Below are 26,729 nucleotides of genomic sequence, written 5' to 3' on the forward strand. Positions count from 1 at the left end.
AGGGAAAGTGGAGAAAACTCCGGGGCTTTGACTGCCTGGCCAAGGTCATCACCGGAGTGAAGTTCAAAGATGGAGAGGAGGTGTCAACAGCCGACCAGAGCGCTGCTTAATCTGGCTTTTTGAACACCAAAATTGACAATAACTCGTGGGGGTTGGACAAACGCCAGGGCGTATGATGAAAAAGAGATAAGAGTGAAAAACGAAAACCAGTACCAGTGGCGATAAATAGTATTTAGCATCTGAATAGCCCCAATCGCCTGAAGGTAAATACCATTTACAGTCAGGCATCCCCATTATTTTTATTTACCTGCTAGACCAGATTTACCGTGACAACTGGATGGCCACTTGTGACAACCGAGCATAGCTGTGCAGAATTTTCAATATTGCAAGGTCCTGGTTAATACCACTTCAGGCATAATAGCCTTTATCAGGCAATCCATTTGGTTACCTAAAGGGTATTGGCAGATCCGTACTAAGAACGTTTTTGAATGTTTAAGCAAGGTACAAGCGCGGCGAAATCCTAACAAGAGAATTTCACGCCATACGGAATATAAAAGCGATGGCAATCACCATTATGTATCTATTTTATACGAACTGGTACACTCCCCATAAAATGAGCTGTGCTTAAAAGTGGAAGCGCATTTAATACTGAAAAGTTCAAGTCTATATTCTGCGACATAACCTATTTCCATTATTTTACTGGCAGGTCACTGTAAAATCTGGTTATGTAATCGCCGCTGGCACTGTTTCGGGGTTTATCACTGCGTGGTGAGATTGGTCAACACGGTGTCTTTATTCTGTTATCTTCGCTCGGAATGCGCTATTCCGGAGAGATTTTCCTTGAAAAACTCGTAAAGCTTGCAAATGTGTACTGGCAACGCTGGATACCGATTTTGATCACTGTGCTCTACATACGTAAGAGCGTTTTTTGATCGGAACCATTGATTCGCACGCTTCTGGCTTTGTGCTTCCCCGATACCCTTTTGGCCCTAAAGAATGCGCAAAGTGAACTCTAAAAATGAAAACTCCCAGCCAGGCTCGCTCTGCTCCGAAATATCACTGTGACATCCACCCAGTATGGATAAATACGCATACCTATTGCTGATCAGCAAAAATAGGGAAATCGCTCTTTTAGAGAGCGTACCTGGTAGAAACTCCCGTGCCGGAAAAAGACGTTGACTTGAAACCCTTACAGCCCAAACACCATCATGTACCGAATTATACAAGGGTGGATTAGTCTTGCTCGGAAGACTTTCTCTGCATGGGAATAACACCGGGCAGGCGCCGGTAAAGCAGGTCCCATACCCCGTGCCCAAGGCGCTGGCCGCGGCGCTCAAACTTGGTTTGCGGGCGCCACTGGGGGCGTTCCACAGTGCCCCCATCGGCGGCGGTGTTTTCCAGCGGGTGCGCCGCCTGCAATACCGCCTGCATATGCTCGGCGTAATTCTGCCAGTCCGTCGCCATATGCAGCTGGCCACCGGTCTTGAGTTTGTTGCAGATTAAGTGCACAAACTCCGGCTGCACAATACGGCGCTTGTGGTGCTTTTTCTTGTGCCAGGGGTCGGGGAAATACAGCTGGAACCGATCCAGGCTGCCATTACGGATACAATCGTTCAAAACATCCAGGGCATCGGCCATATACACACGCAGGTTCTTTACGCCGGCCTTGCCGGCGTTGTTGATCAACCTTCCGACGCCGGGCGGGTGTACTTCAATGCCGATAAAATCCTTTTCAGGCTCTGCCTGCGCCATCGCCAGCAGGGAGTCCCCCATGCCGAAGCCGATCTCCAAAACCAGCGGGGCCTCGCGGCCAAAAACCGCACGGGCATTGGGTGGACCATCGAACAGGGACAGTCCGTACTGCCCCCAGTAAGTATCAAAAGCACGGCGCTGCCCCTCTGTGATACGCCCTGCGCGCATCACATAGCTGCGAATGGACTTTTTTTTGTACTCGGTGCGGTAGGAAAATGCTTCCGCGAATTCGTCTTGCATGACTTACAACCTCTGATGCGAAACGGTATTCACTGGTCGGGACGGTGCCGGGCCATCGACAGCCCAAAGTGCAGGCAGCCACCCGAACCTATTTGGAAAAGTTAGCGGCGGCGGCAAAAAGCGCGAACCAGCCGGCAATCATCAGCACACCCCCAAGCGGGGTTACCGGCCCCAGCCAGCGCGGCCCGCCAAGCGCGAGCGTATAGAGACTGCCGGAAAAAAACACCACGCCAGCGATAAAAAGCGCACCGCTCAGTGACAGCGACAGGCGCTCGCCCCAGCTCTGCATCAACAGCGCAACGCCGAACAGGGCCAGGGTGTGGATCATCTGGTACTGCACCCCGGTCTTAAAAGCCTCCAGCAGGCTTTCCGTCACCTTGTCACGCAGCCCGTGCGCCGCAAATGCGCCAAGTGCAACGCCACTGGCACCAAACAGGGCAGCGAGCAAAAAGTACAGTTTGGCCATTGCCTACCTCCTAACTATTGCCCTCCCCCAAGGGCAGAGGGAAAGGGCAATTGCGCAAACAAAAAAACCGCGCTACAGCGCGGTTTTCCCTTGATCGGTCAATGCGCGGGCTCAGGCCTCCATTGCCGTGCGCACTTTTTTCATGGCGTTCTTTTCCAACTGGCGGATACGCTCGGCGGAGACACCATACTTCCCTGCCAATTCATGCAGGGTGGACTTTTCCTCGCTCAGCCAGCGTGCCTGGAGAATATCGCGGCTGCGCTCATCCAACTGCGCTAGGGCACTGTTCAGACTGGTGAGGCTGGTGGCCTGCCAGTTGTCACGCTCCAGTTGGGCCGCCGGATCGAAACTGCGATCCTCCAGATAGTGTGCCGGTGCCTGCCAGGCGGTGTCATCGTCGTCATCGACACCCGCGTCAAAAGCGGCATCATATGCGGCCAGGCGTCCTTCCATTTCGTGAACCTGGGTAACGTCCACATTCAAGTCCTTGGCCACGGCTTTGGCTTCGTCATTGCTGAGCCAGGCCAGCCGCTTTTTCTGTCCGCGCAGGTTAAAGAACAATTTGCGCTGCGCCTTGGTGGTGGCGATCTTCACGATGCGCCAGTTGCGCAGGATAAATTCATGGATCTCGGCCTTGATCCAGTGAACCGCAAAGGACACCAGGCGCACCCCTTTTTCGGGGTTAAAGCGCTTCACGGCCTTCATCAGTCCGACATTGCCCTCCTGCACCAGATCGGCCTGGTTGAGGCCATAACCGGAATAGGATTTGGCGATATGCACGACAAAACGCAGGTGTGACATCACCAGCTGACGTGCTGCATCGAGATCTTCCCGATAGTAAAGGTCTTCTGCCAGGCGCTTTTCCTCTTCTGCGGACAGGACATCAAAGCCACTGACCGTCTGGATATAAGCTCCCAGGTTGGCGCCCGGAGACAGCGTATGCACTGGCTGTAGGCTGGTTGCCATTCAGGTCTCTCCTCTCATTATTCGTCGGCCGGTTCCACCGACCCCTGCCCGCGGACACAGAATCCGCTGACAAGCTGGCCCAGTGTAGCATTTGCACCGGCAGATAAGAAAGCCCGCCGACACACGCCGTATTCCGGTGTATTGTGGTCAGTTAGAGAACCGGCTGGCGCCACAGGTTCCCTGCGCCGGGGCGGCTTTACGCTTCTTGATATAACCAAACAGTCAACACGGCTCTATCGCGCGGATATGCCGGGTGGCCGCCAGCCAGGCACCCAGCAACCCCAGCAGGGCGGCACCGGCAGTCAACCCCAGGAAGTCGTTGAGGCCGGGGCCGGCCAGGGTGTAGTTGCTGTCGTAACTGGAGGCCAGGCCCGCAACCGGCCCCGACAACAGCAGCACGCCGGCGAGGAGTAGCAGCCAGGCCAGCAGGCCGCCAGCAAGGCCATAACAGAGGCCACTGTAGAGGAAGGGGCGGCGTACAAAGGCGTTGGTACCGCCCACCAGCTTCACTACCCGTATCTCCTCGCGGCGGTTTTCGATATGCAGGCGAATGGTGTTAATCACGATCAGGATTACCCCGAGCGACAACAGCACCGCAAGCCCCGCAGAGAGGCGCTGCCCCAGTTGTGTCAGTTGGGTGAGGCGCTGCACCCAGGCCAGGTCCAGCACCACGGAATCGGTCAGTGCCTGTGCATCCAGATTTTCCGCCAGCGCCTGCAGCTTTGCGCTATCCTGCAGATCCCGCGGGCGCAACAGCAGCACCGCCGGTAGCGGGTTGTTATCGAGACCCGTGAGCACCTCACCAAGCCCGGAAGCCCGCTCGAACTCGGCCAGGGCCATCTCCGGGGAGATATAAGTTACCTCGGCAATGGCCGGGTCTTCGCGCAGCTTTTCGGTATAAGACCGGACTGCCCCCTCTTTTGCGTCTTTGTGCAGAAATACCGAGATCTGCGGCTGCCCATCCCAGCCGGCCACCGCGCGCTGAAAGTTCAGCAATCCCAGCTGCAAAGCGGCGGGCAGCGCCAGGGCGATGGCAATCACCAGGGCCGTCAGGGTACTGGCCATAGGTGTGGCAAAGAAGCGGCGCAGAGATTCCACCGCCACCTCTCGATGGTGGCCGAGCCAGCTGTGCCACAGGTCGCCAAAGCCGGTGCGCGCAACCACGGCTCCGGTGCTGCGCGCGCGCTTTTCCGCAGCAGCTTTGTTCCGGCGCTGTGTCTGCGCCGCCCTAGTTTGGGAGTACTTCACGGCTTGCAACCCCGTCGTAAATCAACTGGCCCTCCTGCAGCGTCAGCACCCGCTGGCGCATATACGCGACCAGCTCCAGATCATGGCTGGCCACCAGCACGGTGACTCCCACGGCGTTGAAATCGGCAAACAACTGCATGATTTCCCGCGAGAGCTGTGAATCCAGGTTGCCGGTGGGCTCGTCCGCCACCAGTATTGCCGGCTTATTCACCACGGCGCGGGCAATACCCACGCGCTGCTGCTCTCCCCCGGAGAGTACCATGGGGTTCTGCTTTTCCTTGTGCAACAGCCCGACTTTATCCAGCGCTGCGCGCACCCGGCGACCCGTTTCACGCCTGTTGCAGCCGGTTACAGACAGGGGCAGGGCAATATTGTCGAATACGCTGCGGTCAGACAACAACTGGTGGTTCTGGAACACAATGCCCAGATTCCGTCGGTAATAGGGGATCTGATGATTGCGCAGACGGTTGAGGTTTTGCCCGGCCACCAGAATCGTGCCCTTGGTGGGGCGCTCAATGGCGGTGAGCAATCTGAGCAGGGTGCTTTTGCCGGCACCGGAATGCCCGGTGATAAACACCATATCGCCGCGGGGGATTTCCAGGCTGACCCGCGCCAGGGCGTCCTGTCCCGATGCATAGCGCTTGTTCACATGGTCAAAGGTGATCACGATTATGGATTTTCCCTGAGGGTGAGGTAATCAGGCCCCATCGCGACTAAAAAGGGCCGAGACAAATTCACGCGCGCGGAAAGGCTGCAGGTCTTCCGCCTGCTCGCCCACACCGATAAAGCGTACGGGAATGCCGAAGTGCCGCGCCAGGGCAAAGATCACTCCACCCTTGGCGGTGCCGTCCAGTTTGCTCAGCACCAGGCCGGTGACGCTGGCTGCCTGGCGGAACTGGGTGGCCTGGTTGATAGCGTTCTGGCCGGTGCCGGCATCCAGCACCAGCAGGACCTCGTGGGGGGCGCTGGGGTCCAGCTTACCCATGACGCGGCGCACCTTGGTCAGCTCCTCCATCAGATTGGATTTGGTATGCAGGCGCCCTGCGGTATCTGCAATCACGACATCGACCCCGCGGGCCTGGGCCGACTGCACCGCATCAAAAATAACCGAGGCGCTGTCCGCGCCGGTGTGCTGGGCGATCACTGGCACATGGTGGCGCTGCCCCCAGACCTGCAACTGTTCCACCGCAGCGGCGCGGAAGGTATCGCCGGCGGCGAGCATGACCGACCTGCCCTCGTTGAGAAAGCGATGCGCCAGCTTGCCTATTGTGGTGGTTTTGCCGACACCGTTGACGCCGACCACCAGAATCACATAGGGCTTTTTGCCGGTGTCTATGACAAGGGGGGCCTCGACGCTGTCGAGTAATTCGGTCAATTCCTGCTGCAGCGCGCTGTAGAGCGCATTGCCATCGGCCAGTTCGCGACGGGAGACGCGCTCGGTAAGACGCCCGACGATTTCACTGGTGGCCTCGACCCCCACATCCGCGATCAGCAACTGGGTTTCCAGCTCTTCAAGCAGATCCTCATCGATCTCCTTGGTGCCGAGGAACAGGTTGCCCATACCTTCGGCAAACTGGCTGCTGGTGCGGCTGAGGCCCCGGCGAATGCGCGCAAACAATCCCTCTTTCTTTATTGGGGTCGACTTTTCCTGCAGGGGGGCCGTGGGTTTAGGCAGGGACTCCGGTGTGGGAGGCAGGGGGGCATCTGCGGCGGCAGCACCTTGCATTTCCCCGACAACAGGCTGCGGGGGCTCTGCCGGAGCCTGCTCCGCAACTGTCCCGCTCGGGTCCTCCTCAGAGGCCTCCTGCCCGGCGGTGGTGCGCGCTTTAGGCGTAGGGGATTCTTCCTGTACTGCCGAAGGTGCCCGCTGCTTCGCCGGCAATACCTCTTCGGGCACAGCGGCGGCCTCTGCATGCCCTTTCTGGGGCTCGCTTTGTTTGGGTTTGCCCTTTTTCTTTTTACGCAGAAAATCAAAGATCATTCGTATATCCGGGTGTACCGCTTGCAGAAAGACGCTAATCTTAGCATCGCTAAGCCCCCAGTAGAGAGTGACCTTGGCCAGAAGTTCATCCCACCGGTCAACCCCGCCGCCCCGTTCGCAGTTGCGTATCATTGGAGGACAGTGGCGCGGGCGCAAGTTGCAGTTCGCAGCGGTGGCGGGGCTGAGGCCCACCGGCGACCGGCTGCGCGAAACCCTGTTTAACTGGCTGCAATGCTCTCTGCTCGGCACGCGCTGCCTGGATCTGTTTGCGGGTTCGGGTGCCCTGGGGCTGGAGGCGCTGTCCCGCGGCGCCACCTCGGTGGACTTTGTCGAGCTGAACGCACAGGCGGCGCACACCCTGAAGGAACAACTGCAATTGTTGGGCGCTTTCGGGGCCCAGGTGCACAACTGCAAAGCGCACGACTTCCTGGCGAGCACCAGCAAACGGTACGATATCGTCTTTGTTGATCCACCCTTTGCCGACAATCTCTGGCAGGAGAGTCTCGATGCGCTGGAAAGTCACCTCGCCCCCGAAGCTTTGGTCTATGTCGAGACACCTCGCAATACCGCGCTCCCAACGCCACCACACTGGCAACTGGACAAGGAAAAATCCACGGGGCAAGTGTGTATGCGCTTATATCATTGCGCGCCATCCCGTCCTGACGATCACTAGAGGGGCAGGGCACACCCGTTGGCCCCATCCCTTTTTGAGCCCTAGCCGTAAATTGTTTACCATTCGCACCCTGTCCGGCCCGCAATAAGTCTTGGCATATGAAAAAAGTCGTCTATCCTGGGACTTTCGATCCCATCACCAATGGCCATTTGGACCTCGTTGAGCGGGCCTGCCGCCTGTTTGACCAGGTCATCGTCGCGGTGGCCGCCAGCAGCCGCAAAAATCCGCTGTTTACCCTGGACGAACGGGTCGAACTCTCCCAGCAGGTACTCGGTCACCTGCCCAATGTGGAAGTGATCGGTTTCGATATCCTGCTCGCCGATCTGGTACACCAAGTCAACGCTTACGGCGTACTGCGCGGCCTGCGCGCCGTTTCCGACTTCGAGTACGAGTTCCAGTTGGCCAACATGAACCGCCAGCTGGCCCCCAATATGGAAAGCCTGTTTCTGACCCCGGCGGAACATTTATCCTACATTTCCTCGTCCCTGGTCCGGGAAATCGCCTCTCTGGGCGGGAATGTGGCCAAATTTGTTCCGCCAACGGTCCAGACTGCGCTCAAGGAGAAATTCCGCTAACCCGGATTCAGGGGAATTTCTGATACACTCATGCGGGTTTTTCCACAGTCCGCGGAGTGTCTCGTGCGCCACCTTCTCTTCGCCTTCGCCGTTTTTCTGAATCAGGCCGTTGCCGACGAGCCACAGCCGGAAATTGATACCGGTCGTAGCGCCATCAAATCCGCCACTGCCGGAACCTATATGGCGGTCACCGCCAACCCCTACGCCAGCCGCACCGCTGAACAGATCCTTGCGCGCGGCGGTACCGCCGTGGATGCAGCCATCGCCGCACAGATGGTCTTGGGACTGGTGGAACCGCAGTCATCGGGCATCGGCGGCGGTGCCTTTATGCTCAGTTACAACGCCGAACAGAAAAAACTCCGCTACTACGACGGGCGGGAGACAGCGCCGGCAGCGGTCAACGAAGACTATTTCATGCACGATGGCAGACCGCGCTCTTTTATGCAGGCGGTGATCGGCGGTTATTCCGTAGGTGTGCCCGGGGTAGTCCGCATGCTGGCACTGGCACACCGGCGCGACGGCAAACTGCCCTGGGCATCCCTGTTCCAGCCGGCGATCCAGTTGGCTGAGTCCGGGTTTGAAATTTCCCCGCGACTGCACCAATTGTTGCTGAAATTGCCCAGGGTGGCCGCCAGGCCCGCTATCACCAACTACTTCTTCAACGGTGACGGCGAGCCACTACCGGTGGGATATCGGCTGAAGAATCCGGAGTATGCGCAAACCCTGCGGGCCATCGCCAAGGGCGGTGCCGATGCCTTTTACCGGGGGGAGATCGCCGAGGCAGTTGTACAAGCGGTACAGGGCGACCCGATCAATCCCGGCCTGCTCAGCCTGAAGGATATGGCGCACTATCGCGCAAAAGAGCGACAACCCCTGTGCTTCTTGTTTCTCGAATACCGCGTCTGCAGTGCCGATGCGCCCTCCTCTGGCGGCACCACCATGGGCGCTATCCTGGGTGTACTGCAGGCGTTTCCACTGCAGGACCTGGAAGCCGGTGACGACTTGCTCACCCATCTGTTTGTCGAGGCATCGGAGCTGGCATTTGCCGACCGCAACGCCTACGCCGCCGATCCCGATTTTGTCAGTGTACCCAGTCAATTGTTGGTCTCCACCCACTATCTGAAAGGGCGCACAGCGCTGATCGATCCGGACAGCGCCACCGTGGCCGAGCCCGGCGACCCCACCGGCCATGCGCGCAAGCGCGCTATGTCGCAATCGCCGGAAATGCCCAATACCAGTCACCTGGTTATTGTCGACCGCTACGGCAACGGGGTCAGTATGACCACCAGCATCGAGACCGGGTTTGGCTCGCGCCTGCTTGTGAAGGGGTTCCTGTTGAATAACCAGCTGACCGACTTTTCCTTCACCCCGAAAAACGCAGACGGGCAGCCGGTGGCCAACCGCATCCAGGCGCGCAAGCGGCCGCGTTCTTCCATGTCCCCCACGATCGTATTCAACCCCGACGGCAGCATGCGCCTGTTAGTGGGTTCACCCGGTGGCTCCCGTATTATCGACTACACCGCGCGCACCATCCTCTATCACCTGGGTCTGAACATGCCCATTGCAGACGCCATTGCCGCCGGCAACATCGCGGCGATTGGTCGGCGTGTGGAACTGGAGCCGGGCTTCTTCAGTGAGGATACCGTTGAGAAACTGGAGGCGCGCGGGCATCAGGTGGTGGAGCGCAACCTCAACAGCGGCCTTCACGCGATCGCGCTAAAAGGCAACAAACTCTACGGCGGCGCTGATCCCCGCCGGGAGGGCAGCGCCCGGGGGCACTAACCTCCCTTTGGCTGCCCCTTGGAAGAACTCCTGGCCGTTTTTCAGGCTTTTTATCTGGCGGGCAAGCCGGATGTGTGGGGGTTGTCACTGTCGTGGACCAGTCTTCCCTTGTAATAGGTGCGCAGCACACGGGCCCTGGTGATTTCCTCGACCGGAATCTGGAAGAGGTTGCGGTCCAACACAATAAAATCCGCCCATTTGCCCTTTTCCAGACTGCCGGTTTCTGCTTCCAGGCCGTTGGCAAAGGCGCCATTAAGGGTCACGGTCTCTATCATCGCCGAAAGAGGAATTCTGCGTCGGACTCCGGATTGAATACCGGCCAGTGGCGTGTCCGGCCCGCCCGGTAACCAGGCATAGCCGGATACCAGGGTCACCCCCACGGGGAAAAAACGCCCGGCCCCGGACCTGTCGGGGTGAACACGCTTTGACGGAATCTGTCCGGGATGCAATACCGCCACAATGCTGCCCTGTGCAAACCGCTGTAATTCCCCGGCGCTGGCAATTGAGGCGCCCAGGATGCTGTTGCGCTGGCGCTTTGCGACCGCCTCCAATTGCAGCAGGGCCGCCAGGGCCCGCTCAGTGCCGGCCCGATTTCCCGCGTACAGTTGTACCGAAAAATTTTGCCTGTTTGCGCGCTGAATCAACCGGGCCATTCTGTCAATTTCTACCGGTTCCATATTAACGTGCATGTCGGTGGACGTTGCCTGATGATCCAGTGCTGAAACACTCACGGAGCCTATCTGGAAATCCTCACTGGTATAGTGTTTTGCAAGACCTTGCAACACCCTTAGCTGTGCCTCAGTAATTCCCGGCGAAACGGTAAAAGCAGTCCTCACACGCAGATCCAAAGGGCTGAGCCCGGATAAGGTCTCCATATCCGCTATTTGTTCCCTATGGCTCTTTGGGGGTATCCCGACTTCATACGCGGTTGTCACCCCCCGGCTTGGCGCCAGTTTATGTACGCGCAAAATAGCTTCCCGATAGTCTGTGGAGCGGCCTTCCGGTATCAATTTCTGCAAAAGTGCAGTTGCGCCGCGCCCGCGCAATAAGCCGACAGCCATGCCATCTTCATCCTTCACAATCAAACCACCTTCGGGATTCTCTGTATCGTTATCGATACCTGCAGCCGCCAGCCCCTCAGAATTTGTCCAAATGCTGGCACTATCGGCAGAAAACAGGATGATCGGAATCAGGTCGTTGATCTGGTCCAGCATCTCTTTATGGGGCCTGCGTGAGGAAAAAACCTGCGGACGCCAACCCATGCCAACAATCACCTGTTGATTCGGATTTTCCGCGATGAATATTTCCACGGAACGACGATACTCCTCTATAGAGTTTCCAGAGAAAAGATTGATACCAGAGACTGCTCCCCGAATTTTTATTCCCTGTATAAACCCCGGTAAAATAAAGTGCCCATGAAGGTCTTCAATTGTTGTTTGTGGTCCGATATGGTTTTCTATTTCCCGGCCACTGCCAACGTAGACAATGCGTCCACCCTTGACTGCCATCACCGAAGCGACAGATTTATCCCTGTTCACAGTGTAGATATGGGCATTTTTGATCACCAGATCGGCTGGAGTAACTACTGAGACTCCGCTGGGGTCAGCCCGCCCACAAGACAGCAAAAGGAAACCCGCTAAAAACCAGGTCAGGTGCATCATGTTACCTCCCTTTTCCCAGGTGAAAAATATTACCGGCATGCTCTTGAGTTATACATCGATAGCACAGCAATAATCCCTGTACAGATTTTTTCGATATAAAGGACCAACCCGAGTATTTATATTTAAGCAGCACTTATTCCACTACTTAAATTTCAGGCATCAACAGAAAAATTATAGGAAAGGAAAAACACCTGGCTATTAACCCCACCGTCGATGAGATTGCCGCGCTGATAAATACAGCTAGGGCCGGAACCAGTGATAGCCGAAGGAATGACTGGTGCAGGGACCCAGACCACACTCAAAAACAGTACTGATCAGGTTGACCAGGGCAATGGTGAAAAATGCCGCTGCGACAAATTTCTCGGCGAAACCGAATCGGCGCGGGGCACCGTTTTGTCGGACAAAGGCCAACATCAGGATGATCCCGCTGTAGGCCAACAGGGCAAAGAAAGCAATGGCCGCCCAGGTATACAGGTGTAGGCCAAGAACAGGACTGCCAAAGCCAGGATTGCCCGGCAGGATATGCAGCAGCACTTGTCGCCCAGCCACAGCCAGCCCGGCGAGGCTCGACAATATAACTACCCCGTAGTGCATGGGGCGCACACCGAAGCGCAAATTCAGTAACAGGCCAATGCCCACCATGGTAAAAGCGACACGCTGCAGCAGGCACAGAGGGCAGGGCAGTTGCTGCAGGAATATCTCCACGGCAAAGGCAAACCACAACGCGACCGTCACGGCCAATAGGATCAGGGTATCGAGTCTTCGCACTGTATACGCCATGCCACCACCACGCCTAGAAGGAGAGGCCCAACACCCCGGTCATGTGATAAGCACACCAGGCGATATAAATCAGCAAAGTCGCCAGCCACCAACCGATCACTGCACGCCGGCGGCCCTTCCATAGAGACCAGATGGCTATCAGAACCGTAAGGAAAGGCAACATCATTACCACGGGCTATCTCCGCATCCAGCATTCGTACTGATATGAGTATTGCCGATCCCTGCTGCCCACACACAGACCATCTGGTCAACGTTGGCAACGAGTACAGAAGAAGGTGTTGCGCTGCCCCAGAATCCTATCGCGCAGCGGGCGCCCACAGGTTGGGCAGGGCGCCCCCGCACGGCCATAGACATTGAGCTCCTGGGCGAAGTAACCCGGTTTGCCATCCCCCCCGATGAAGTCCCGCAGGGTCGTCCCTCCCCGGGTGATGGCCCGCTGCAGCACCTGCTTGATGGCCTCCGCGAGGCGTCCATAGCGGGCCCTGGAGATAGAACCCGCCTCCCGGTCCGGGCGGATACCGGCGAGAAACAATGACTCACTAGCGTAGATATTGCCGACGCCCACCACAATATGCCCATCCATAATGAGTGTTTTCACCGACTGCCGGCGCTTGCGGGAGACCGAGAACAGATAGTCCCCGTTAAATTTGGCAGAGAGCGGCTCCGGACCCAGGTGGCTGAGCAGTTTGTGGGTCAGGGGGTTGCCGGAAGCCCAAAGCAGCGCACCAAAGCGGCGCGTGTCCCGATAGCGCAGTATCCAGCCACTGTCGAGCCGCCAGTCGATATGGTCGTGTTTCTCGGGCTCAGTGCCGGCTTTCACCATGCGCAGGCTGCCGGACATTCCCAGGTGCCAGATGGCGCAGCCCATATCTGTGTACACCAGCAGATACTTGGCACGGCGGGCCAGGCGGAGTATCCGGGCACCGCGGATACGGTGAACAAAGTCCGATTCCACCGGCCAGCGCAGGCGGGGTTGGCGCACCTCGGCAGAGCATACCCGGCGCCCCTTCAGGTGGGACTGCAGCCCCAGACGTGTGGTCTCTACTTCCGGTAGTTCTGGCATTATCTGCTTTCGCGGACCCTCAGGACCGGCGTACCGAATCCACAGAGACAAAAAAGCCCGGTGACTGGCCGGGCTTTTTACAGGCTACGCAAGCGACAGTCACTTGATTTTGCCTTCCTTGTACATAACATGCTTGCGTACAACGGGATCGTACTTTTTGATCTCCATTTTCTCGGGCATGTTGCGCTTGTTCTTGGTGGTCGTGTAAAAGTGGCCGGTACCGGCACTGGAATTCAGGCGGATCTTCTCGCGCATTGCTCTCTCTCCAATCGGTTTGCTGGGCTACAGCCGTTATACTTTTTCGCCACGGGTACGCAGCTCCGTCAGAACAGCGTCGATCCCTTTCTTGTCGATCACGCGCATGCCCTTCGCGGAAACACGCAGCTTCACGAAACGCTTCTCGGATTCAACCCAGAAACGATGGCTGTGCAGGTTCGGCACAAAGCGGCGCTTGGTGCGATTCTTGGCGTGGGATACATTGTTTCCGGTAACCGGCCGTTTACCGGTTACCTGACATACCTTAGACATCTGTTGGCCTCTTGAAAACGCTTGTGCCCACAGCCCCTCCTGGCGAGGAAGCTGCTGCGGGAACATACAAATCGGGATTCTAGTCCGGTTCCTGGATGGCGGCGGAACCTGTTCAGAATCCGGCCCGGCCGCAAAGAGCGGCGTTTTATACCAAAAGAGCCCGCAGGGGGCAAGTTTTGTACAACCCGTCCATGTCACCGGCAACCGCGCTTTCGCTTTACAGCAGCCCGTGTTCAACAAAGGACAGCGTTTCGCCCTCACCGATAATCATATGGTCGAGCACCGGGATATCGAACAGTTGCAGTGCCTGAACCAGGCGTTCGGTAATCCAGATATCCGCCTGGCTGGGCTCACAGGAACCGGACGGGTGATTGTGCGCCAAAATTACCGCTGCAGCACCCCGGTAGAGTGCAGCCTGCACCACCTCACGGGGATACACATTGGCGGCGTTGAGCGTCCCTTCAAACAGCTCTTCAAAGGCGATCACACAGCGCTGGTTATTCAGATAGAGGCAGCAGAAAACCTCGCGGCGACGGTGGCGCAGCTGCATTGCCAGGTAATCCCGTAACGCCGCAGGGCTGCCCAGGGCACTGCCCAGCCGGATGGTCTCTGCCAGGTGCCGCCGCGCCATTTCCAGCGCCGCCTGCAACTGGGCGAACTTGGCATTGCCCAGTCCCGGTGCGCGGCAGAACCGGTCCCGGTCCACCTCCAGCAGCGCACGCAAACCGCCGAATTCCCTCAGCAGACTGCGCGCCATATCCACCGCAGAGACCCCCGGCAAGCCCACGCGCAGAAAAATGGCCAGTAGCTCCGCATCCGATAGTGCCCCGGCACCTTGTGCCAACAGCTTCTCCCTCGGCCTCTCAGCCTCGGGCCAATCCTTGATTTTCACCTTTGCCCTCCGACCTTTCCGCCACAGCGCCTCATTCCCCGCCTCTACCCACATTTCAGTGAATGCCCGATCCCCGTCTTATATGAACAGAGGCATCAATGCTAATCTACCCCCTTGTAGCAATTCGGGAACTGCACCTATGTCCTCCCTGGCCGACAAACACATCATCCTGGGTATCAGTGGCGGTATTGCCGCCTACAAGAGTGCCGACCTGGTGCGCCGCCTCAAGGAGCGCGGTGCCGCAGTGAGAGTGGTCATGAGTGCCGGCGCGCGTGAATTTGTACAGCCGCTGACCTATCAGGCCCTGTCCGGCAACCCGGTGCACACCGACCTGCTGGACCCGGCAGCGGAGGCGGCCATGGGGCATATAGAATTGGCCAGATGGGCCGAACTGATCCTCATCGCTCCCGCCAGCGCCCAGATCATGGCCAAGCTTGCCTGTGGCATGGCGGACGACCTGCTCACCACCCTGTGCCTTGCCAGCGAGGCACCACTGGCGCTGGCGCCCGCCATGAATCAAGCCATGTGGCGCCACCCTGCCACTGCCACCAATACACAAACCCTGCGCAAACGTGGCGTGCTGTTCTGGGGCCCTGCGGGCGGCAGCCAGGCCTGCGGCGATGTGGGACCCGGACGTATGCTGGAACCGGAGGACCTGGCACAACAGGCAGAGCGCCTGTACGCCAGCAGCAACTGCCTGCACGGAAAAAAAGTGGTGATCACATCGGGCCCCACCCGTGAAGCTCTGGACCCGGTCCGCTACCTCAGCAATCACAGCTCCGGCAAAATGGGCTTTGCCCTCGCCGCAGCGGCCCGGCGGGCCGGCGCTCAGGTGACGCTGATCTCGGGACCTGTGAGTCTCAGTACCCCGGCACAGGTAAAACGCGTCGATGTTGTCAATGCCCGGGAAATGCGCGATGCCGCCGAACGCGCCGCGGATCTCTGCGATATTTTTATCGGCGCTGCCGCAGTAGCGGATTTTCGCCCGGCAACCGTGGCCGGGCAAAAGCTTAAAAAGCAGGAAGGTCGCGACGAGACTTCGATAACCCTGGTAAAAAACCCCGATATCATCGCCGGCATTGCAGCGCGCACCAAACTACGCCCATTCACCGTGGGTTTCGCTGCGGAAACCCAGCGGGTGGTGCAGTATGCGCAGGGCAAGCTGCAGCACAAAAACCTCGATATGATTATCGCCAATGATGTCAGCCGCGCAGATAGCGGCTTTAATAGCGATCAAAATGCGGTCACGGTCATAGACCGCGATGGCTGTAACAGTTTGCCGCCGGCTTTAAAGGCCAACCTTGCCAAACAATTAATAGAAATAATCGCCACAAAAGCACAACAACAGTAAACGCTACAAACAGGAAAATCCGTGGTTTCCAACAAGAATGACCATCGCCGTGTGCACCTGCACAAGGGACTGTTTTTGCCATCCCTACTGGCCGCTGTCGCCTGGCTAGGCGGTGCCTATTTACTGATAGAATACGTTGTAGATCCCTACAACCAGGCCCAGGTAAGGCAGGTAGCCCAGCAACAGGGAGAGGCGTTTGCCCAGATCGTGCAGCAACAACTGAGCGAACGCTCCCGGCGCCTGCAAAAAGTTCATGCCACAGAAATACCGGCTCTCACACTGCTGGAAACCGCGCAACTGCCCGAGGGGTCTTCAGTACAGGTGTTTACTGAACAGCAGATTCAAGTGGGCGCAGGTGCAAATCCAACCCTCAATTTCGCCCTGGTGGACCTGCTCAAACGCGGGCGGACGGATTCGCGACTACCTTTGGAAATACTGCGTACCGGCAAAGACAACAGCTTGCAGCTGCACAGTGCACTGAATCTGCACGGAGAGCAGCTACTGATCTCCCAGCCGTTTGCCATTCTGGAAAATACCCTGAACGGACTCGACAAGAGCCGGGGACAAATCCAACTGATTCAGAAATTTCCCGATGCGCCGGCACAGACGCTGTGGCGCGGCGGCCAGGGGGCCGGACACGCCACTGGGATAAATCTCCAAAACAGTTATCTGCGTATTCAATTTAGTCCCTCGGACAGCTTCACAAATCGGCACAGCCTGCCGGAACTCTGGATTTATCTCGGTGCTGGCGCAGGCCTGCTGATTTCTCTGGTATTACTGGCAGCTTTCCTCCCCAGGGGTACCAAAGCGCCCTGGGAGCGCAGGGGCAATGGCGCAAAAGGTGGAACGGGAAAATCCGCGCCGAGCGGGAATGTCATACAGGGAGAAAACCCTATACCCCAAAGTCTCGCTTCACCACCGAGTGTTACTGCAGATACCCCCCGGCAAAACAGGGAAAATAACACCGCCGGCAAACAACCCCCTGTGGCTGTGCGCCAGTCCGGGCTGAACCCGGCAATCAACTGTCCACAACACGTATTTCGCGCCTACGATATTCGCGGTATTGCCGGTGAGGAAATCAACGAGCCTTTCGCCTATCAACTGGGGCGCGCCCTGGGAACCCTGGCACAACACGCTGGCGAATCTATTCTGCTGGTGGGACGCGACGGCCGCAATAGCAGTGAACTGCTGGGCAACTGCCTGGTGGAAGGTATTCTCGACAGCGGCTGCAACAGTATCAATCTGGGGCTGATACCCTCCCCCCTACTCTATTACGCCTGTGTAAAAGGGAAAAATACCAGCAGTGGCGTTATAGTTACAGCGAGCCACAATCCCGCCGAGGACAATGGATTTAAAATTGTTCTGAAAGGGCGCCCGCTGGCCGAGGAAAAACTGCAGAGACTGTATCAACTGATGCAGAAAGGTCCTTTCAAGCAGGGTGAGGGCAGCAATCGTGAACAGGAAATCAAAGACAAGTACATTGACGAGGTCTTGAATAACGTCGCCCTTGCCGGACAGCCACACTTGGTTGTGGATACCGGCAACGGCGCTGCCTCCGTTTTGGCGCCACGCCTGTTTGAGCAACTGGGCTGTGCCGTGACCCCTATTTTCTGCGAAGTGGATGGAAATTTCCCCAATCACCCGCCGGACCCTTCCCGACCTGAAAATCTGCAGGCCCTGATTGACAAGGTGACAGAATGCGGTGCAGATCTCGGTGTGGCGCTCGATGGTGATGGCGATAGGGTTACCTTGATCTCTCGCAGCGGGCGCATCGCCTGGGCGGATCAGTTGGTGATGCTGTTGGCGCGGGATATTCTCGGACGTCACCCCGGGGAGCATATTGTCTTTGATGTAAAAAGCAGCCGCAGCCTGGCGCAACTGATCAGCCAGTATGGCGGCCGCTCGGTGATGTGGAAAACCGGCCACGCGCCGATGAAAACCAAAATGCTGGAAACCAAGGCCATTCTGGGCGGCGAGCTGTCGGGACATATTTTTATCAGAGATCGCTGGTTTGGATTTGACGACGGTATCTATGCGGCCGCGCGCATACTGGAAATTATGGCCCTGCGCGAACAGACATTGGATGAGCTTTTGGATTCGCTGCCAAGAATGGAAAGCACCCCGGAAATTTTGTTGCCGGTAGAGGAGCAGGAGAAGTTTTCCCTGGTCGATCAACTGCGCGAGCAGGGGGACTTTGCCAATGCGGACATCAACACCATCGACGGCCTGCGCATCGAGTTTTCCGATGGCTGGGGGCTGGTGCGCGCCTCCAACACCACCAGTGCGCTGACGCTGCGTTTTGAAGCGGAAAATGCCGAAGCCCTGGAACGTATCCGCACCCAAGTGATGGACCAGCTCAGGAGAATTGCGCCCGCGATCACAGTGCCCAATTGGCAGCTTCTCGACTAGTGCGTTCGGCTTGATTCCGAATGACTAGTAAAGCAGGAGGGGAAAATAACCCCTCTCTCAGAACCGTATGAGGCATGGAGGCCGATTAAGGGCGTATAGGGATGTATTCACAACGCGTTCTGGGGGAAGGGTATTCTTTCCTTCCGACCCGGTAATATATATGGCAGGTGCTGCTGCCGCTGTTAGCCCTTGGCCAGCAAGTTTTTCCAATACAAACCCCGGTTATTTGCCCAGTATCCCCGGTAAAGGCGGGTGGCGATATCCGTACGATTCTGCTTGATCAGAAAGGAATGGTCATGTCCCTCAATAAGAAGTCTGCTCTGCGTGTCGCCCAGGTTTTAAATGAAGCACTACCCTATATCCAGCGATTTACCGGCAAAACCATCGTGGTGAAATTCGGCGGTAACGCCATGGTGGACTGGGAACTGCAAAATAGTTTCGCGCGCGACATTATCTTAATGAAGTTGGTGGGTATGAACCCGGTGGTGGTGCATGGTGGCGGTCCGCAAATTGGCCAACTGCTGCATAAACTGAATATTGAATCCCGCTTTGTGGATGGAATGCGAGTCACCGACAGTGAGACCATGAATGTGGTGGAGATGGTGCTGGGCGGTACCGTCAACAAGCAAATTGTCAACCTGATTAACCACAATGGCGGCCGCGCTGTGGGCGTGACCGGTAAAGACGGTCTGCTGTTAGAGGCCCGCAAACTGACCAGGAAAAATGAAAACGCCGGCCTGCACGCCTCTGAGATTATCGATATCGGTCAGGTCGGAGAGGTGGAAAAAGTCAATATCGAAGTCATCAACATGCTTATCAATGGTGATTTCATTCCGGTCATTGCCCCGATTGGTGTGGACAGAAATGGCATCTCTTATAACATAAATGCGGATCTGGTGGCCGGTAAAATCGCCGAGTGCTTAAAAGCCGAGAAACTGATGCTGCTCACCAATGTAGCGGGCCTGAAAAACAAGCAGGGAGAAGTACTCACCGGCCTGGCCAGCCCACAGGTGCAGAGCCTGATTGACGATGGCACTATTTACGGCGGTATGCTTCCCAAGATTGCCTGCGCACTGGATGCCATCAAAGCCGGGGTTAACGCAGCCCACATTATCGACGGGCGCATCCCAAATGCGGTACTGCTGGAAATTTTCACAGATAGTGGCGTAGGCACATTGATCACCAATAGCCGCGCGCAAACTGAAAGCAGATAACGTCTTGGCAATTGAACACAGCCCGGCGAATCGGTAGGATTCCGCCACCGCAACACTACAGCGATAAAAACAAAATCACCGCCCACCCTCAAGTGGACAAAAGGCAATCAATGAGCAGTGAAAAAATTACTCGGCGGCAACAAATTCTGGAAGCCCTGGCTCATATGCTGGAAGCCAGTCCCGGCGCACGTATCACAACTGCAGCCCTGGCCAGGGAGGTCGGTTTCTCCGAAGCGGCACTCTATCGCCACTTCCCCAGCAAATCGAAAATGTTTGAGGGCCTGATTGAATTCATTGAAGAGGCCATTTTTAGTCGCGTCGCACTGATTCTGCGGGATGAGCCCTCGGCCCTGAGCCGCTGCCAGAAAATTCTGCACCTCCTTCTGGCCTTCTGTGAACGCAATCCGGGTATTACCCGGCTGCTCACGGGCGATGCCCTGACGGGCGAGACCGAGCGACTACACGGGCGAATTCTACAGTTGTTCGACCGCCTGGAAACTCAAATGCGACAAATCCTGCGAGAGGCGGAACTGCGCGAGGACCTGCGCCCAGTACTGCCTCTAGGCGGCGCGGCCAACCTGCTGCTGGCCAGTGCCGAAGGACGGATTGTGCAATATGTACGCAGCGGCTTTAAACGCAAACCCACCGAGTATTGGGAGGAGCAGTGGCCGGTTCTGACCTCGGGGTTCTTTCGCGAAACCCTGGTCCCGGTCAGGTAGCGGGCCGGAGGCAATTCCGCCATGATCCACCCCGCAATCAAATGGGCCGCGAGCAAAACCGGGGAATGCGCAACGGAAGGACTGCCCGGCTAGGATCGGGCTGTGAGCTCGGTGTAACGGGCAACGGCTTTATCGAACTCCGCACCGATAGAGCGGGCCTCCCCCGCACGCTGACTGAGGCGCTCGCGCAAGACCGATACCTCCTTTTGTAAATCGGCGATACGCCTCAGGAGTTCGAGTGCCACCTCACGGCCGCTGCGCTGGGTACGCGCCGCAGCTGCTTCCTCCTCAGCGATCTGGCGAACGAGACTGGCGATATTCGAGCGCATAATTGCCATATCCTGCTCCACAATAGCCAGCTTGCGCGTCCGCGCACTCTCAATATCGGCAATGCTGTTGTACCGTTTTAGTAACCTGCGGTCCGCCTCCTTCTGGACTTCCTGCCGGCGCTTCGCCGCGTATTCCTCGGGGCTCGGCTGCGGGGGCACCACCTCGAGCACACGGCCAGTGGGGGTGAGGATCTCATACCCCTTGGCAACATACTCGGGTGGGACCACCTCATTGAGCACCACTATGCCCCGCTCATCGGTATAGCGATAGAGCACCCTGTCCCCGGCACCGCCCGCGGCATTTGCCAAGGCAGGCAGCGACACCAGAGCGGCGACCAGTAAACGTACCACAGGAGCGGCTCGCATCGCACTTCTCACTGAATAGTCCTCCGGCCCGCCACAAAGGTCCCGCTCTATTGATCCGAAACGCCGTAACGCTGCCGATAGTCCACAATTTTTTGCAGGGTCTCGCTGTCGTGCGATTCCTGCTCGAGATAACTGATCACATTGTCCAGCTGCACGATGCTGATCACCGGGATATTGTACTGTCTCTCTACCTGCTGAATAGCGGAGAATTCACATTCCTCGCTCGCTCTTTCCTGGCGGTTCAATCCGATCACCACACCGGCGGCGCTGGCTCCGTGGGCTGCGATAATTTGTACTACTTCGCGCACCGCAGTACCCGCGGTAATCACATCATCGACAATCAAAACCTTGCCAACCAGCGGCGCACCCACTATGGTTCCACCCTCGCCGTGATCCTTGGCTTCCTTGCGGTTGAAGCAGAAAGGCTTGTTGATGCCCTTCTGCGCCAGTGCCACGGCGGTCACCGCACCCAGCGGGATACCCTTGTAAGCCGGCCCGAAAATGACATCAAAATCCACCTCTGAAGCGATAACCGCTTCGGCGTAGGCGTGTCCGAGTGCTGCCAGCGCTGCACCGGTATGGAAGTGTCCGGCATTGAAGAAATAGGGACTCTGGCGGCCTGATTTCAGGGTGAAGTCACCGAAACGCAACACTCGGTGATCCAGGGCCAGTTGGATAAAATCGCGCTGATACTGCTGCATGGAAAATTGTTAACAATTGGCTAAGGTGAAGGGAGACCGCCCCGTGGCAATCCCGGGGACAGGCACACACATAATGTTTCTAATGATACACAGTCCGCTGGTAAGGGGCTAATAATGCGAATAGTAAGCTTGTCGGTGGACGGCGTTCACCAGGCCGCACAACGCGGCCTCTACGATTGGTTGGCAGAGCAGGACGCAGACATTATCTGTCTACAGGACCTGCGCGCCCTTGAGCCCCAGCTGGACCACCCCGTCTTTCACCCCGACGGTTATTACAGCTATTTCTTCGACTCGGGAACGCCGCACGAAAATGGGGTGGCCATCTACACCCGCAGCCAGCCCAAAGCCATTATCTTCGGTATGGGCTTTGCCAGTGGTGAGGACATGTTCGGACGCTATTTACAGGCGGACTTCGAGCGCCTGAGTGTCGGCTCGCTGCTCGCCCCCGCAGCTACCGGTGAGGCAACCCTGGAGAAAAAGGTACAGTTCTTCGACGATATGCAGGCGCACCTGCACAAGGTCAGTCGCAAACGCCGTGACTTTATCTTCTGCGGCAACTGGGGCATGGCCCACCGCCGCGCCGACGTGCAGAACTGGCAGGACCATCAGGACACTCCGGGGTTTATGCGCCATGAACAGCGCTGGCTGGACCAGTTGTTCAATGAAATCGGCTATGCCGATGCTTTCCGTCGGGTGGTCAAAGACACCGATGAATTCACCTGGTGGCCCAGTGGCACCCTCGGCGAGGGCGATGGTTGGCGCATCGATATGCAGATAGTCTCACACGGGCTGAAGAATCGCATCGAGTACGGCGCCATCAACAAGAACGTCAGCTTTTCCAGCCACCTGCCGGTCAGCATGGATTATGACCTCGAAGTGTGATTAGCGGCGGGCCCGGGCGGTACTGAACTCCGCGAGCATTTGCGCCCCGGCAGAGACTGCCGGGCCAGGCAGCCAGGAGGCTGCCGAATCTCAGTCGCCCCGCGCATCCAGCGCCTTTTTCTGCAGGGCAATCAGTTCGCCGATCCCCGCCTTGCCCAAACCCAGCATCTGGGCAAACTGCTTTTCAGAAAAGGGCGCGCCTTCGGCGGTTCCCTGCACCTCAATCATACCGCCGTCTGCCGCCATCACCAGGTTCATATCGGTATCGGCGCTACTGTCCTCGGGGTAATCCAGGTCCAGCACCGGCTGCCCCGCATAGATACCCACTGACACCGCCGCAACCAGGTTTAACAGCGGGTCTTGGATGAGAAGCTTTTCCCGCTGCATATGGCGCAGGGCGTCCACCAGCGCCACGCAGGCACCGGTAATCGCCGCTGTGCGCGTACCACCATCGGCCTGAATGACATCACAATCGAGGGTAATCTGGTTTTCACCGAGCTTCTCCAGATCCACTGCCGCCCGCAGCGAGCGACCAATCAGGCGCTGAATCTCCACCGTGCGGCCACTCTGCTTGCCCTTGGCTGCCTCCCGCGGCATACGTGTACCGGTGGAGCGCGGCAACATACCGTACTCCGCCGTGATCCAGCCACTGCCCCGACCGCGCAAAAACCGCGGCACTTCATTCGAGACAGAGGCATTGCACAACACTTTTGTACCGCCGAACGCCACCAGCACAGAACCCTCGGCGTGACGGGTATAGTTGCGGGTTATCTTGATGGGGCGCAGTTGCGCCGCTGCGCGGCCACTGGGTCGCTGCATAATTCACCTCGATCTATTGCATGGAAGCCCTGCATTATATACTCCCCCATGGGCATCCGGACGCTGTGCTATGATGCCGGGCTGACAAAACGCCTGCAGAGGATCCGCAATGGCTGATAACCGGGAACAAAACAGCGTGCGTAGCATGACCGCTTTCGGGCGCGCCGAGGCCATTTTCGAAACAGGGACCGCCATCTGGGAACTGCGCTCAGTCAACCACCGCTACCTGGAGCCCAACTTCCGCCTCCCGGAGACCGCGCGCCCCCTGGAGGCTCAGTTGCGGGATATTTTGCGCAAAAATCTGTCCCGCGGCAAAATCGAACTCACCCTGACCCTCAAGCCCAACAGTGGGGAAACCGTCGGACTGGAGATTAACCAGGCATTGGCGCAAGCCCTGTTGCAGGCCGCCAAGCAAGTAGCCGCGAACGAAGATACCCTGCCGCTCAACCCTTTGCAGATTCTCCAGTGGCCCGGTGTCATCGGTGAGCCGGAAACCGATCCCGAGCGACAATCCGCCACTGTTCTCCAGGCTTTTCGCCAAGCACTGCAACAGCTTCGCGCAAATCGGGAGCGCGAAGGGGCAGAGCTGGCCAATTTTATTGAAGCCCGCTTGGTGGGCATTGAGGAACAAATCTCCCAGGTGCGCGGGCTGCTTCCACAAATACTGGAGGCGCAACGGGAAAAGCTGCGCAGCCGACTAGAGGAGTTCTCGTTGGATCTGGACAAAGAGCGCCTGGAGCAGGAAATCGTACTTCTGGCTCAAAAAGCGGATGTGGATGAAGAGCTGGACCGCCTGGGTGCGCACACCGCCGAGACACGCCGGGTGCTCTCTGGTGGCGGCGCCATAGGTCGAAGGCTGGACTTTCTGATGCAGGAATTTAATCGCGAAGCCAATACCCTGTCTGCAAAATCCATCGTAACCAGTACCACCCAAGCGGCGGTAGAGTTGAAGGTCCTCATTGAGCAGATGAGGGAGCAGGTGCAAAATATCGAGTAATACCCGGATCCATGCACGCCGGGCCAGTACAAGGGGATCACTGAAAGCGCGGAAATTTCAACCGGGCATTGATCACTGAGCCGTTTTTCTGAGGTTGGCTAATAGAGATGAAAGATATCCTGCAAAATCTGTGTGTAAGCTGACCCGGTTCTTTGTCCTGTTGTCTGTTGTCACCTTTTCCCCAGTGGTGCCCGAAAACTCCGTACACTGTGACTTTTCCCTTGATTGACGTGCCTGAATTTTTCACTGACAACCATTACACCTTTTCCATAAAGCCAGTCGCGATAACGGGTCTGCACTTGAAGAGAGGCACATATTGTCCACCATCTGCGCGACACCTTTTAGCTTCTCTGTTAGTGCGCTCCTCCAGACAACCCGGTGTTACTCCAGTGGCGATGGAATCATCACCCCAATGCCCCCACTTTTCTAGCTGGGTTATTTCCGCGGTATTAAGGGCTATTGATGGGGGCCTTTGAAGTTGCGACATGTCCGCAGAATGCGTTGTAAATCCCACCAAAGGTGTTAACTTCATCCGGCCGAATTGGCCGCTGCAGTCAATGGCTCAGGCTCTCGCCAGCTGTTGCGGGGGCTTGGCGCCTTCAGGCTTCCTTCGGCGCTTCTTGTTGGCTTTGCTCCGGTCTTTTCAGCGGCCTTGATTGGTACGGGCCCAGGCTCTGGTAAAGCTTTTGTCCGGCTCCCCCGGGCCTCATCAGCTATCTCTGAAGGATTTCCCGGCGCTAACACTGATGAATTTCGGAATTCAGCCCCTGTAAATATTTGCCACATACGCCCTGTGTGGCAAAGTCGGGACAACTACGGTATCAAGTGTTATCTATACCCTAAGAGGTCGCCGTGAGTCTGATTACCCTTGCCATTCCTTTTTTTCTTATCGCTGTCCTGTCCGAACTCGCATTAGACCGCTGGAAAGGCTGGGGGGTCTACCGCCTTAACGACGCTCTCGGCAATCTCAGTACGGGCATCCTCAGCCGCATCCTGGGGCTGACCTATAAAAGTTTGTTCCTGGTTGTGTATATCCCGCTGTACCATTTGCTGGCGCCCTATTACCAGCTGGTGGGCGTCGACTGGTCCATGACCAATGGCTGGCACCTGTGTATTGCGGTCATCGCCTACGACTTCTGCTACTACTGGAAACACCGTATCAGTCACGAGATAAATCTCTTCTGGGCCGGGCACCTGGTGCACCACCAGAGCGAGGACTACAATCTCACCACCGCCCTGCGCCAATCGAGCGGCGGCCTACAACTCGAGTGGGTCTTTTATCTGCCGCTGCTACTGATCGGCCTGCCCGCAGAGATGGTGATCACCGCCGGCGCCATAGATCTTCTCTACCAATTCTGGGTACATACACAAAAAATTCCCAAGATACGCTGGATGGAGTGGTTCTTTATCACCCCGTCCAACCACCGGGTACATCACGCCCAGAACACGGTCTATGTAGACAAAAATTACGGTGGCATCCTGATTTTTTGGGACCGCCTGTTTGGCACCTACCAGGAGGAGCTCGACAGCGAACCCTGTATCTACGGCGTACGCAAACCCCTCAACACCTTCGACCCCCTGGCGGCCAACCTGCAGCATTTGAAGCGCATGGCACTGGATGCCTGGTACACCAAACGCTGGCGGGACAAACTTACCCTGTGGTTTCGCCCCACCGGCTACCGACCTGCAGATGCGGAGGCGGCCATGCCCGTATCCTCCACCGACCTGACGCATTTCCAGCGCTTCAATCCCCGCATCCGCCGCGGCCGCCGCAACTATGCGCTGATCCAGCACCTGTGCTATTCCGTCGCCAGCCTGGCCCTGCTCTGGCTCAGTACACAACTGGGCTTTGCACCGCTGCTGGCGGTTGTGACCGCACTGGTATTCTGCCTAATGGTCAACGGGCGCATCCTGGACGGGCACCCATGGGCCAGAGTTCTGGAGCCCCTGCGCCTGGGGCTTCTGGCCGGGGCCCTGCCGCTGCTAAGCGCCAAATTTGTGCCCGTTTTCACTGCCTATATTTTTATCAGCGCCCTGCTGTGGTGGTGGCTGGCAATCACGGACAAAAAAGATACCGTCGCCCTCGCTAGCCATTAGCAACGCGGGGCAAGTCTCTATCGCAGAAAGCCTGCGGTGATTGAGCACATGCGCACAGGCGATTCCGGCCGGCACCGGTGTGCAGACGGTATCGTGCACCTGAAACGCCCAACACTGCCCCCTCAACCCCGGTCGGTGTTTAACCTTTTCCCACTTTTATGTCCCATTGTTCCACCCCTTGCAGGACCGCAATGCCGGAGCTTGGGCTATAATGCACGTTTTGCCCGCGAACAGGACC

At 57.3% G+C, this 26,729-nt stretch carries 26 protein-coding genes; 10 read left to right on the top strand and 16 right to left on the bottom strand.

The features are described 5' to 3' along the window. Positions 1–1,233 precede the first annotated feature (1,233 nt). The 6 genes from trmB to ftsY all read right to left on the bottom strand — a co-directional run bounded on the left by trmB (position 1,234) and on the right by ftsY (position 6,398). On the bottom strand, positions 1,234–1,992 hold the full coding sequence (trmB, locus tag ACL7TT_RS05845) for a tRNA (guanosine(46)-N7)-methyltransferase TrmB (protein WP_413393876.1): 759 nt from the start codon (positions 1,990–1,992) through the stop codon (positions 1,234–1,236). An 88-nt stretch (positions 1,993–2,080) separates the two neighbouring features. After that, a complete protein-coding gene (locus tag ACL7TT_RS05850) occupies positions 2,081–2,458 on the bottom strand; it encodes a DUF423 domain-containing protein (RefSeq protein WP_413393878.1) in 378 nt (125 codons plus the stop codon). 111 nt (positions 2,459–2,569) lie between these two features. Beyond that, entirely contained in the window at positions 2,570–3,424 is an 855-nt protein-coding gene (rpoH, locus tag ACL7TT_RS05855) for an RNA polymerase sigma factor RpoH (protein ID WP_413393880.1), read from the bottom strand. A 222-nt stretch (positions 3,425–3,646) separates the two neighbouring features. Then, positions 3,647–4,672: a permease-like cell division protein FtsX gene (gene ftsX / locus ACL7TT_RS05860; RefSeq protein WP_413393882.1), complete on the bottom strand. Its 1,026-nt coding sequence runs from the start codon at positions 4,670–4,672 to the stop codon at positions 3,647–3,649. Next, positions 4,653–5,339 carry a cell division ATP-binding protein FtsE gene (gene ftsE / locus ACL7TT_RS05865; RefSeq protein ID WP_299943147.1) on the bottom strand — a complete coding sequence of 229 codons (687 nt, stop codon included), beginning with the start codon at positions 5,337–5,339 and terminating at the stop codon, positions 4,653–4,655. The genes ftsX and ftsE overlap by 20 nt, the downstream gene beginning before the upstream one ends. 30 nt (positions 5,340–5,369) lie before the next feature. Next, positions 5,370–6,398: a signal recognition particle-docking protein FtsY gene (gene ftsY / locus ACL7TT_RS05870; protein ID WP_413394121.1), complete on the bottom strand. Its 1,029-nt coding sequence runs from the start codon at positions 6,396–6,398 to the stop codon at positions 5,370–5,372. 328 nt (positions 6,399–6,726) lie between these two features. On the opposite strand from ftsY, the gene rsmD reads away from it, so the two are divergent. From rsmD to ggt, 3 genes are all read left to right on the top strand, one after another. Continuing rightward, positions 6,727–7,326: a 16S rRNA (guanine(966)-N(2))-methyltransferase RsmD gene (gene rsmD, locus ACL7TT_RS05875; RefSeq protein ID WP_413393884.1), complete on the top strand. Its 600-nt coding sequence runs from the start codon at positions 6,727–6,729 to the stop codon at positions 7,324–7,326. Between the two features lie 98 nt (positions 7,327–7,424). After that, positions 7,425–7,901, top strand: a complete 477-nt coding sequence (gene coaD, locus ACL7TT_RS05880) for a pantetheine-phosphate adenylyltransferase (RefSeq protein WP_299943153.1) — start codon at positions 7,425–7,427, stop codon at positions 7,899–7,901. A 63-nt stretch (positions 7,902–7,964) separates the two neighbouring features. Then, positions 7,965–9,683: a gamma-glutamyltransferase gene (gene ggt, locus ACL7TT_RS05885; protein WP_299943155.1), complete on the top strand. Its 1,719-nt coding sequence runs from the start codon at positions 7,965–7,967 to the stop codon at positions 9,681–9,683. A 50-nt stretch (positions 9,684–9,733) separates the two neighbouring features. Here the strand turns inward: ggt and ACL7TT_RS05890 are convergent, their stop codons facing one another. From ACL7TT_RS05890 to radC, 7 genes are all read right to left on the bottom strand, one after another. Continuing rightward, complete coding sequence (locus tag ACL7TT_RS05890; RefSeq protein ID WP_413393887.1) at positions 9,734–11,344, bottom strand: amidohydrolase; 1,611 nt, start codon at positions 11,342–11,344, stop codon at positions 9,734–9,736. A gap of 240 nt (positions 11,345–11,584) precedes the next feature. After that, positions 11,585–12,124: a disulfide bond formation protein B gene (locus ACL7TT_RS05895; protein ID WP_413393888.1), complete on the bottom strand. Its 540-nt coding sequence runs from the start codon at positions 12,122–12,124 to the stop codon at positions 11,585–11,587. Between the two features lie 13 nt (positions 12,125–12,137). After that, positions 12,138–12,290: a DUF5993 family protein gene (locus tag ACL7TT_RS05900; RefSeq protein ID WP_413394123.1), complete on the bottom strand. Its 153-nt coding sequence runs from the start codon at positions 12,288–12,290 to the stop codon at positions 12,138–12,140. An 81-nt stretch (positions 12,291–12,371) separates the two neighbouring features. Continuing rightward, positions 12,372–13,187, bottom strand: a complete 816-nt coding sequence (mutM, locus tag ACL7TT_RS05905; RefSeq protein WP_413393890.1) for a bifunctional DNA-formamidopyrimidine glycosylase/DNA-(apurinic or apyrimidinic site) lyase — start codon at positions 13,185–13,187, stop codon at positions 12,372–12,374. A gap of 99 nt (positions 13,188–13,286) precedes the next feature. Next, positions 13,287–13,442, bottom strand: a complete 156-nt coding sequence (rpmG, locus tag ACL7TT_RS05910; RefSeq protein WP_020413983.1) for a 50S ribosomal protein L33 — start codon at positions 13,440–13,442, stop codon at positions 13,287–13,289. A 36-nt stretch (positions 13,443–13,478) separates the two neighbouring features. Continuing rightward, entirely contained in the window at positions 13,479–13,715 is a 237-nt protein-coding gene (gene rpmB / locus ACL7TT_RS05915) for a 50S ribosomal protein L28 (protein ID WP_226644147.1), read from the bottom strand. Between the two features lie 217 nt (positions 13,716–13,932). Beyond that, on the bottom strand, positions 13,933–14,607 hold the full coding sequence (gene radC / locus ACL7TT_RS05920; protein ID WP_299943175.1) for a RadC family protein: 675 nt from the start codon (positions 14,605–14,607) through the stop codon (positions 13,933–13,935). A 139-nt stretch (positions 14,608–14,746) separates the two neighbouring features. On the opposite strand from radC, the gene coaBC reads away from it, so the two are divergent. The 4 genes from coaBC (at position 14,747) to slmA (ending at position 20,300) form a co-directional block, all read left to right on the top strand. Beyond that, the gene (gene coaBC, locus ACL7TT_RS05925) at positions 14,747–15,958 is read left to right on the top strand and encodes a bifunctional phosphopantothenoylcysteine decarboxylase/phosphopantothenate--cysteine ligase CoaBC (protein WP_413393893.1); all 1,212 of its coding nucleotides are present in this window, start codon (positions 14,747–14,749) and stop codon (positions 15,956–15,958) included. A 21-nt stretch (positions 15,959–15,979) separates the two neighbouring features. Then, a complete protein-coding gene (locus ACL7TT_RS05930; RefSeq protein ID WP_413393895.1) occupies positions 15,980–18,367 on the top strand; it encodes a phosphomannomutase/phosphoglucomutase in 2,388 nt (795 codons plus the stop codon). A 296-nt stretch (positions 18,368–18,663) separates the two neighbouring features. Continuing rightward, on the top strand, positions 18,664–19,581 hold the full coding sequence (argB, locus tag ACL7TT_RS05935) for an acetylglutamate kinase (RefSeq protein WP_413393898.1): 918 nt from the start codon (positions 18,664–18,666) through the stop codon (positions 19,579–19,581). A 110-nt stretch (positions 19,582–19,691) separates the two neighbouring features. After that, a complete protein-coding gene (gene slmA / locus ACL7TT_RS05940; protein ID WP_299943185.1) occupies positions 19,692–20,300 on the top strand; it encodes a nucleoid occlusion factor SlmA in 609 nt (202 codons plus the stop codon). Between the two features lie 89 nt (positions 20,301–20,389). On the opposite strand, the gene ACL7TT_RS05945 is transcribed toward slmA, so the two are convergent. Continuing rightward, the gene (locus ACL7TT_RS05945; RefSeq protein WP_413393901.1) at positions 20,390–21,007 is read right to left on the bottom strand and encodes a hypothetical protein; all 618 of its coding nucleotides are present in this window, start codon (positions 21,005–21,007) and stop codon (positions 20,390–20,392) included. A gap of 35 nt (positions 21,008–21,042) precedes the next feature. Then, on the bottom strand, positions 21,043–21,696 hold the full coding sequence (pyrE, locus tag ACL7TT_RS05950) for an orotate phosphoribosyltransferase (RefSeq protein ID WP_413393904.1): 654 nt from the start codon (positions 21,694–21,696) through the stop codon (positions 21,043–21,045). Between the two features lie 114 nt (positions 21,697–21,810). Between pyrE and ACL7TT_RS05955 the strand changes: the two genes are divergently transcribed. Then, positions 21,811–22,578, top strand: coding sequence for an exodeoxyribonuclease III (locus tag ACL7TT_RS05955; protein WP_299943193.1), 768 nt, complete (start codon positions 21,811–21,813; stop codon positions 22,576–22,578). A gap of 90 nt (positions 22,579–22,668) precedes the next feature. Here ACL7TT_RS05955 and rph read toward each other — a convergent pair whose 3' ends face one another. Beyond that, complete coding sequence (gene rph / locus ACL7TT_RS05960) at positions 22,669–23,397, bottom strand: ribonuclease PH (protein ID WP_413393907.1); 729 nt, start codon at positions 23,395–23,397, stop codon at positions 22,669–22,671. A 109-nt stretch (positions 23,398–23,506) separates the two neighbouring features. On the opposite strand from rph, the gene ACL7TT_RS05965 reads away from it, so the two are divergent. Both ACL7TT_RS05965 and ACL7TT_RS05970 read left to right on the top strand, forming a co-directional pair. Next, positions 23,507–24,394, top strand: a complete 888-nt coding sequence (locus ACL7TT_RS05965; protein WP_413393909.1) for a YicC/YloC family endoribonuclease — start codon at positions 23,507–23,509, stop codon at positions 24,392–24,394. An 852-nt stretch (positions 24,395–25,246) separates the two neighbouring features. Then, positions 25,247–26,491 (top strand): sterol desaturase family protein, encoded by a 1,245-nt coding sequence (locus ACL7TT_RS05970; RefSeq protein ID WP_413393910.1) that lies wholly within the window; start codon positions 25,247–25,249, stop codon positions 26,489–26,491. Positions 26,492–26,729 lie beyond the last annotated feature (238 nt).

Origin of the sequence: Microbulbifer jejuensis (assembly GCF_047289955.1) — a bacterium.
In the GTDB taxonomy this organism is placed as follows: domain Bacteria; phylum Pseudomonadota; class Gammaproteobacteria; order Pseudomonadales; family Cellvibrionaceae; genus Microbulbifer.

Excerpts from the sequence above, each read along its gene's own strand:
- trmB (WP_413393876.1), bottom strand. The coding sequence starts at position 1,992 with ATGCAAGACGAATTCGCGGAAGCATTTTCCTACCGCACCGAGTACAAA.
- ACL7TT_RS05850 (WP_413393878.1), bottom strand. The coding sequence starts at position 2,458 with ATGGCCAAACTGTACTTTTTGCTCGCTGCCCTGTTTGGTGCCAGTGGC.
- rpoH (WP_413393880.1), bottom strand. The coding sequence starts at position 3,424 with ATGGCAACCAGCCTACAGCCAGTGCATACGCTGTCTCCGGGCGCCAAC.
- ftsY (WP_413394121.1), bottom strand. The coding sequence starts at position 6,398 with ATGCAAGGTGCTGCCGCCGCAGATGCCCCCCTGCCTCCCACACCGGAG.
- coaD (WP_299943153.1), top strand. The coding sequence starts at position 7,425 with ATGAAAAAAGTCGTCTATCCTGGGACTTTCGATCCCATCACCAATGGC.
- ACL7TT_RS05890 (WP_413393887.1), bottom strand. The coding sequence starts at position 11,344 with ATGATGCACCTGACCTGGTTTTTAGCGGGTTTCCTTTTGCTGTCTTGT.
- ACL7TT_RS05895 (WP_413393888.1), bottom strand. The coding sequence starts at position 12,124 with ATGGCGTATACAGTGCGAAGACTCGATACCCTGATCCTATTGGCCGTG.
- ACL7TT_RS05900 (WP_413394123.1), bottom strand. The coding sequence starts at position 12,290 with ATGATGTTGCCTTTCCTTACGGTTCTGATAGCCATCTGGTCTCTATGG.
- mutM (WP_413393890.1), bottom strand. The coding sequence starts at position 13,187 with ATGCCAGAACTACCGGAAGTAGAGACCACACGTCTGGGGCTGCAGTCC.
- rpmG (WP_020413983.1), bottom strand. The coding sequence starts at position 13,442 with ATGCGCGAGAAGATCCGCCTGAATTCCAGTGCCGGTACCGGCCACTTT.
- rpmB (WP_226644147.1), bottom strand. The coding sequence starts at position 13,715 with ATGTCTAAGGTATGTCAGGTAACCGGTAAACGGCCGGTTACCGGAAAC.
- coaBC (WP_413393893.1), top strand. The coding sequence starts at position 14,747 with ATGTCCTCCCTGGCCGACAAACACATCATCCTGGGTATCAGTGGCGGT.
- argB (WP_413393898.1), top strand. The coding sequence starts at position 18,664 with ATGTCCCTCAATAAGAAGTCTGCTCTGCGTGTCGCCCAGGTTTTAAAT.
- slmA (WP_299943185.1), top strand. The coding sequence starts at position 19,692 with ATGAGCAGTGAAAAAATTACTCGGCGGCAACAAATTCTGGAAGCCCTG.
- pyrE (WP_413393904.1), bottom strand. The coding sequence starts at position 21,696 with ATGCAGCAGTATCAGCGCGATTTTATCCAACTGGCCCTGGATCACCGA.
- ACL7TT_RS05955 (WP_299943193.1), top strand. The coding sequence starts at position 21,811 with ATGCGAATAGTAAGCTTGTCGGTGGACGGCGTTCACCAGGCCGCACAA.
- rph (WP_413393907.1), bottom strand. The coding sequence starts at position 23,397 with ATGCAGCGACCCAGTGGCCGCGCAGCGGCGCAACTGCGCCCCATCAAG.
- ACL7TT_RS05965 (WP_413393909.1), top strand. The coding sequence starts at position 23,507 with ATGGCTGATAACCGGGAACAAAACAGCGTGCGTAGCATGACCGCTTTC.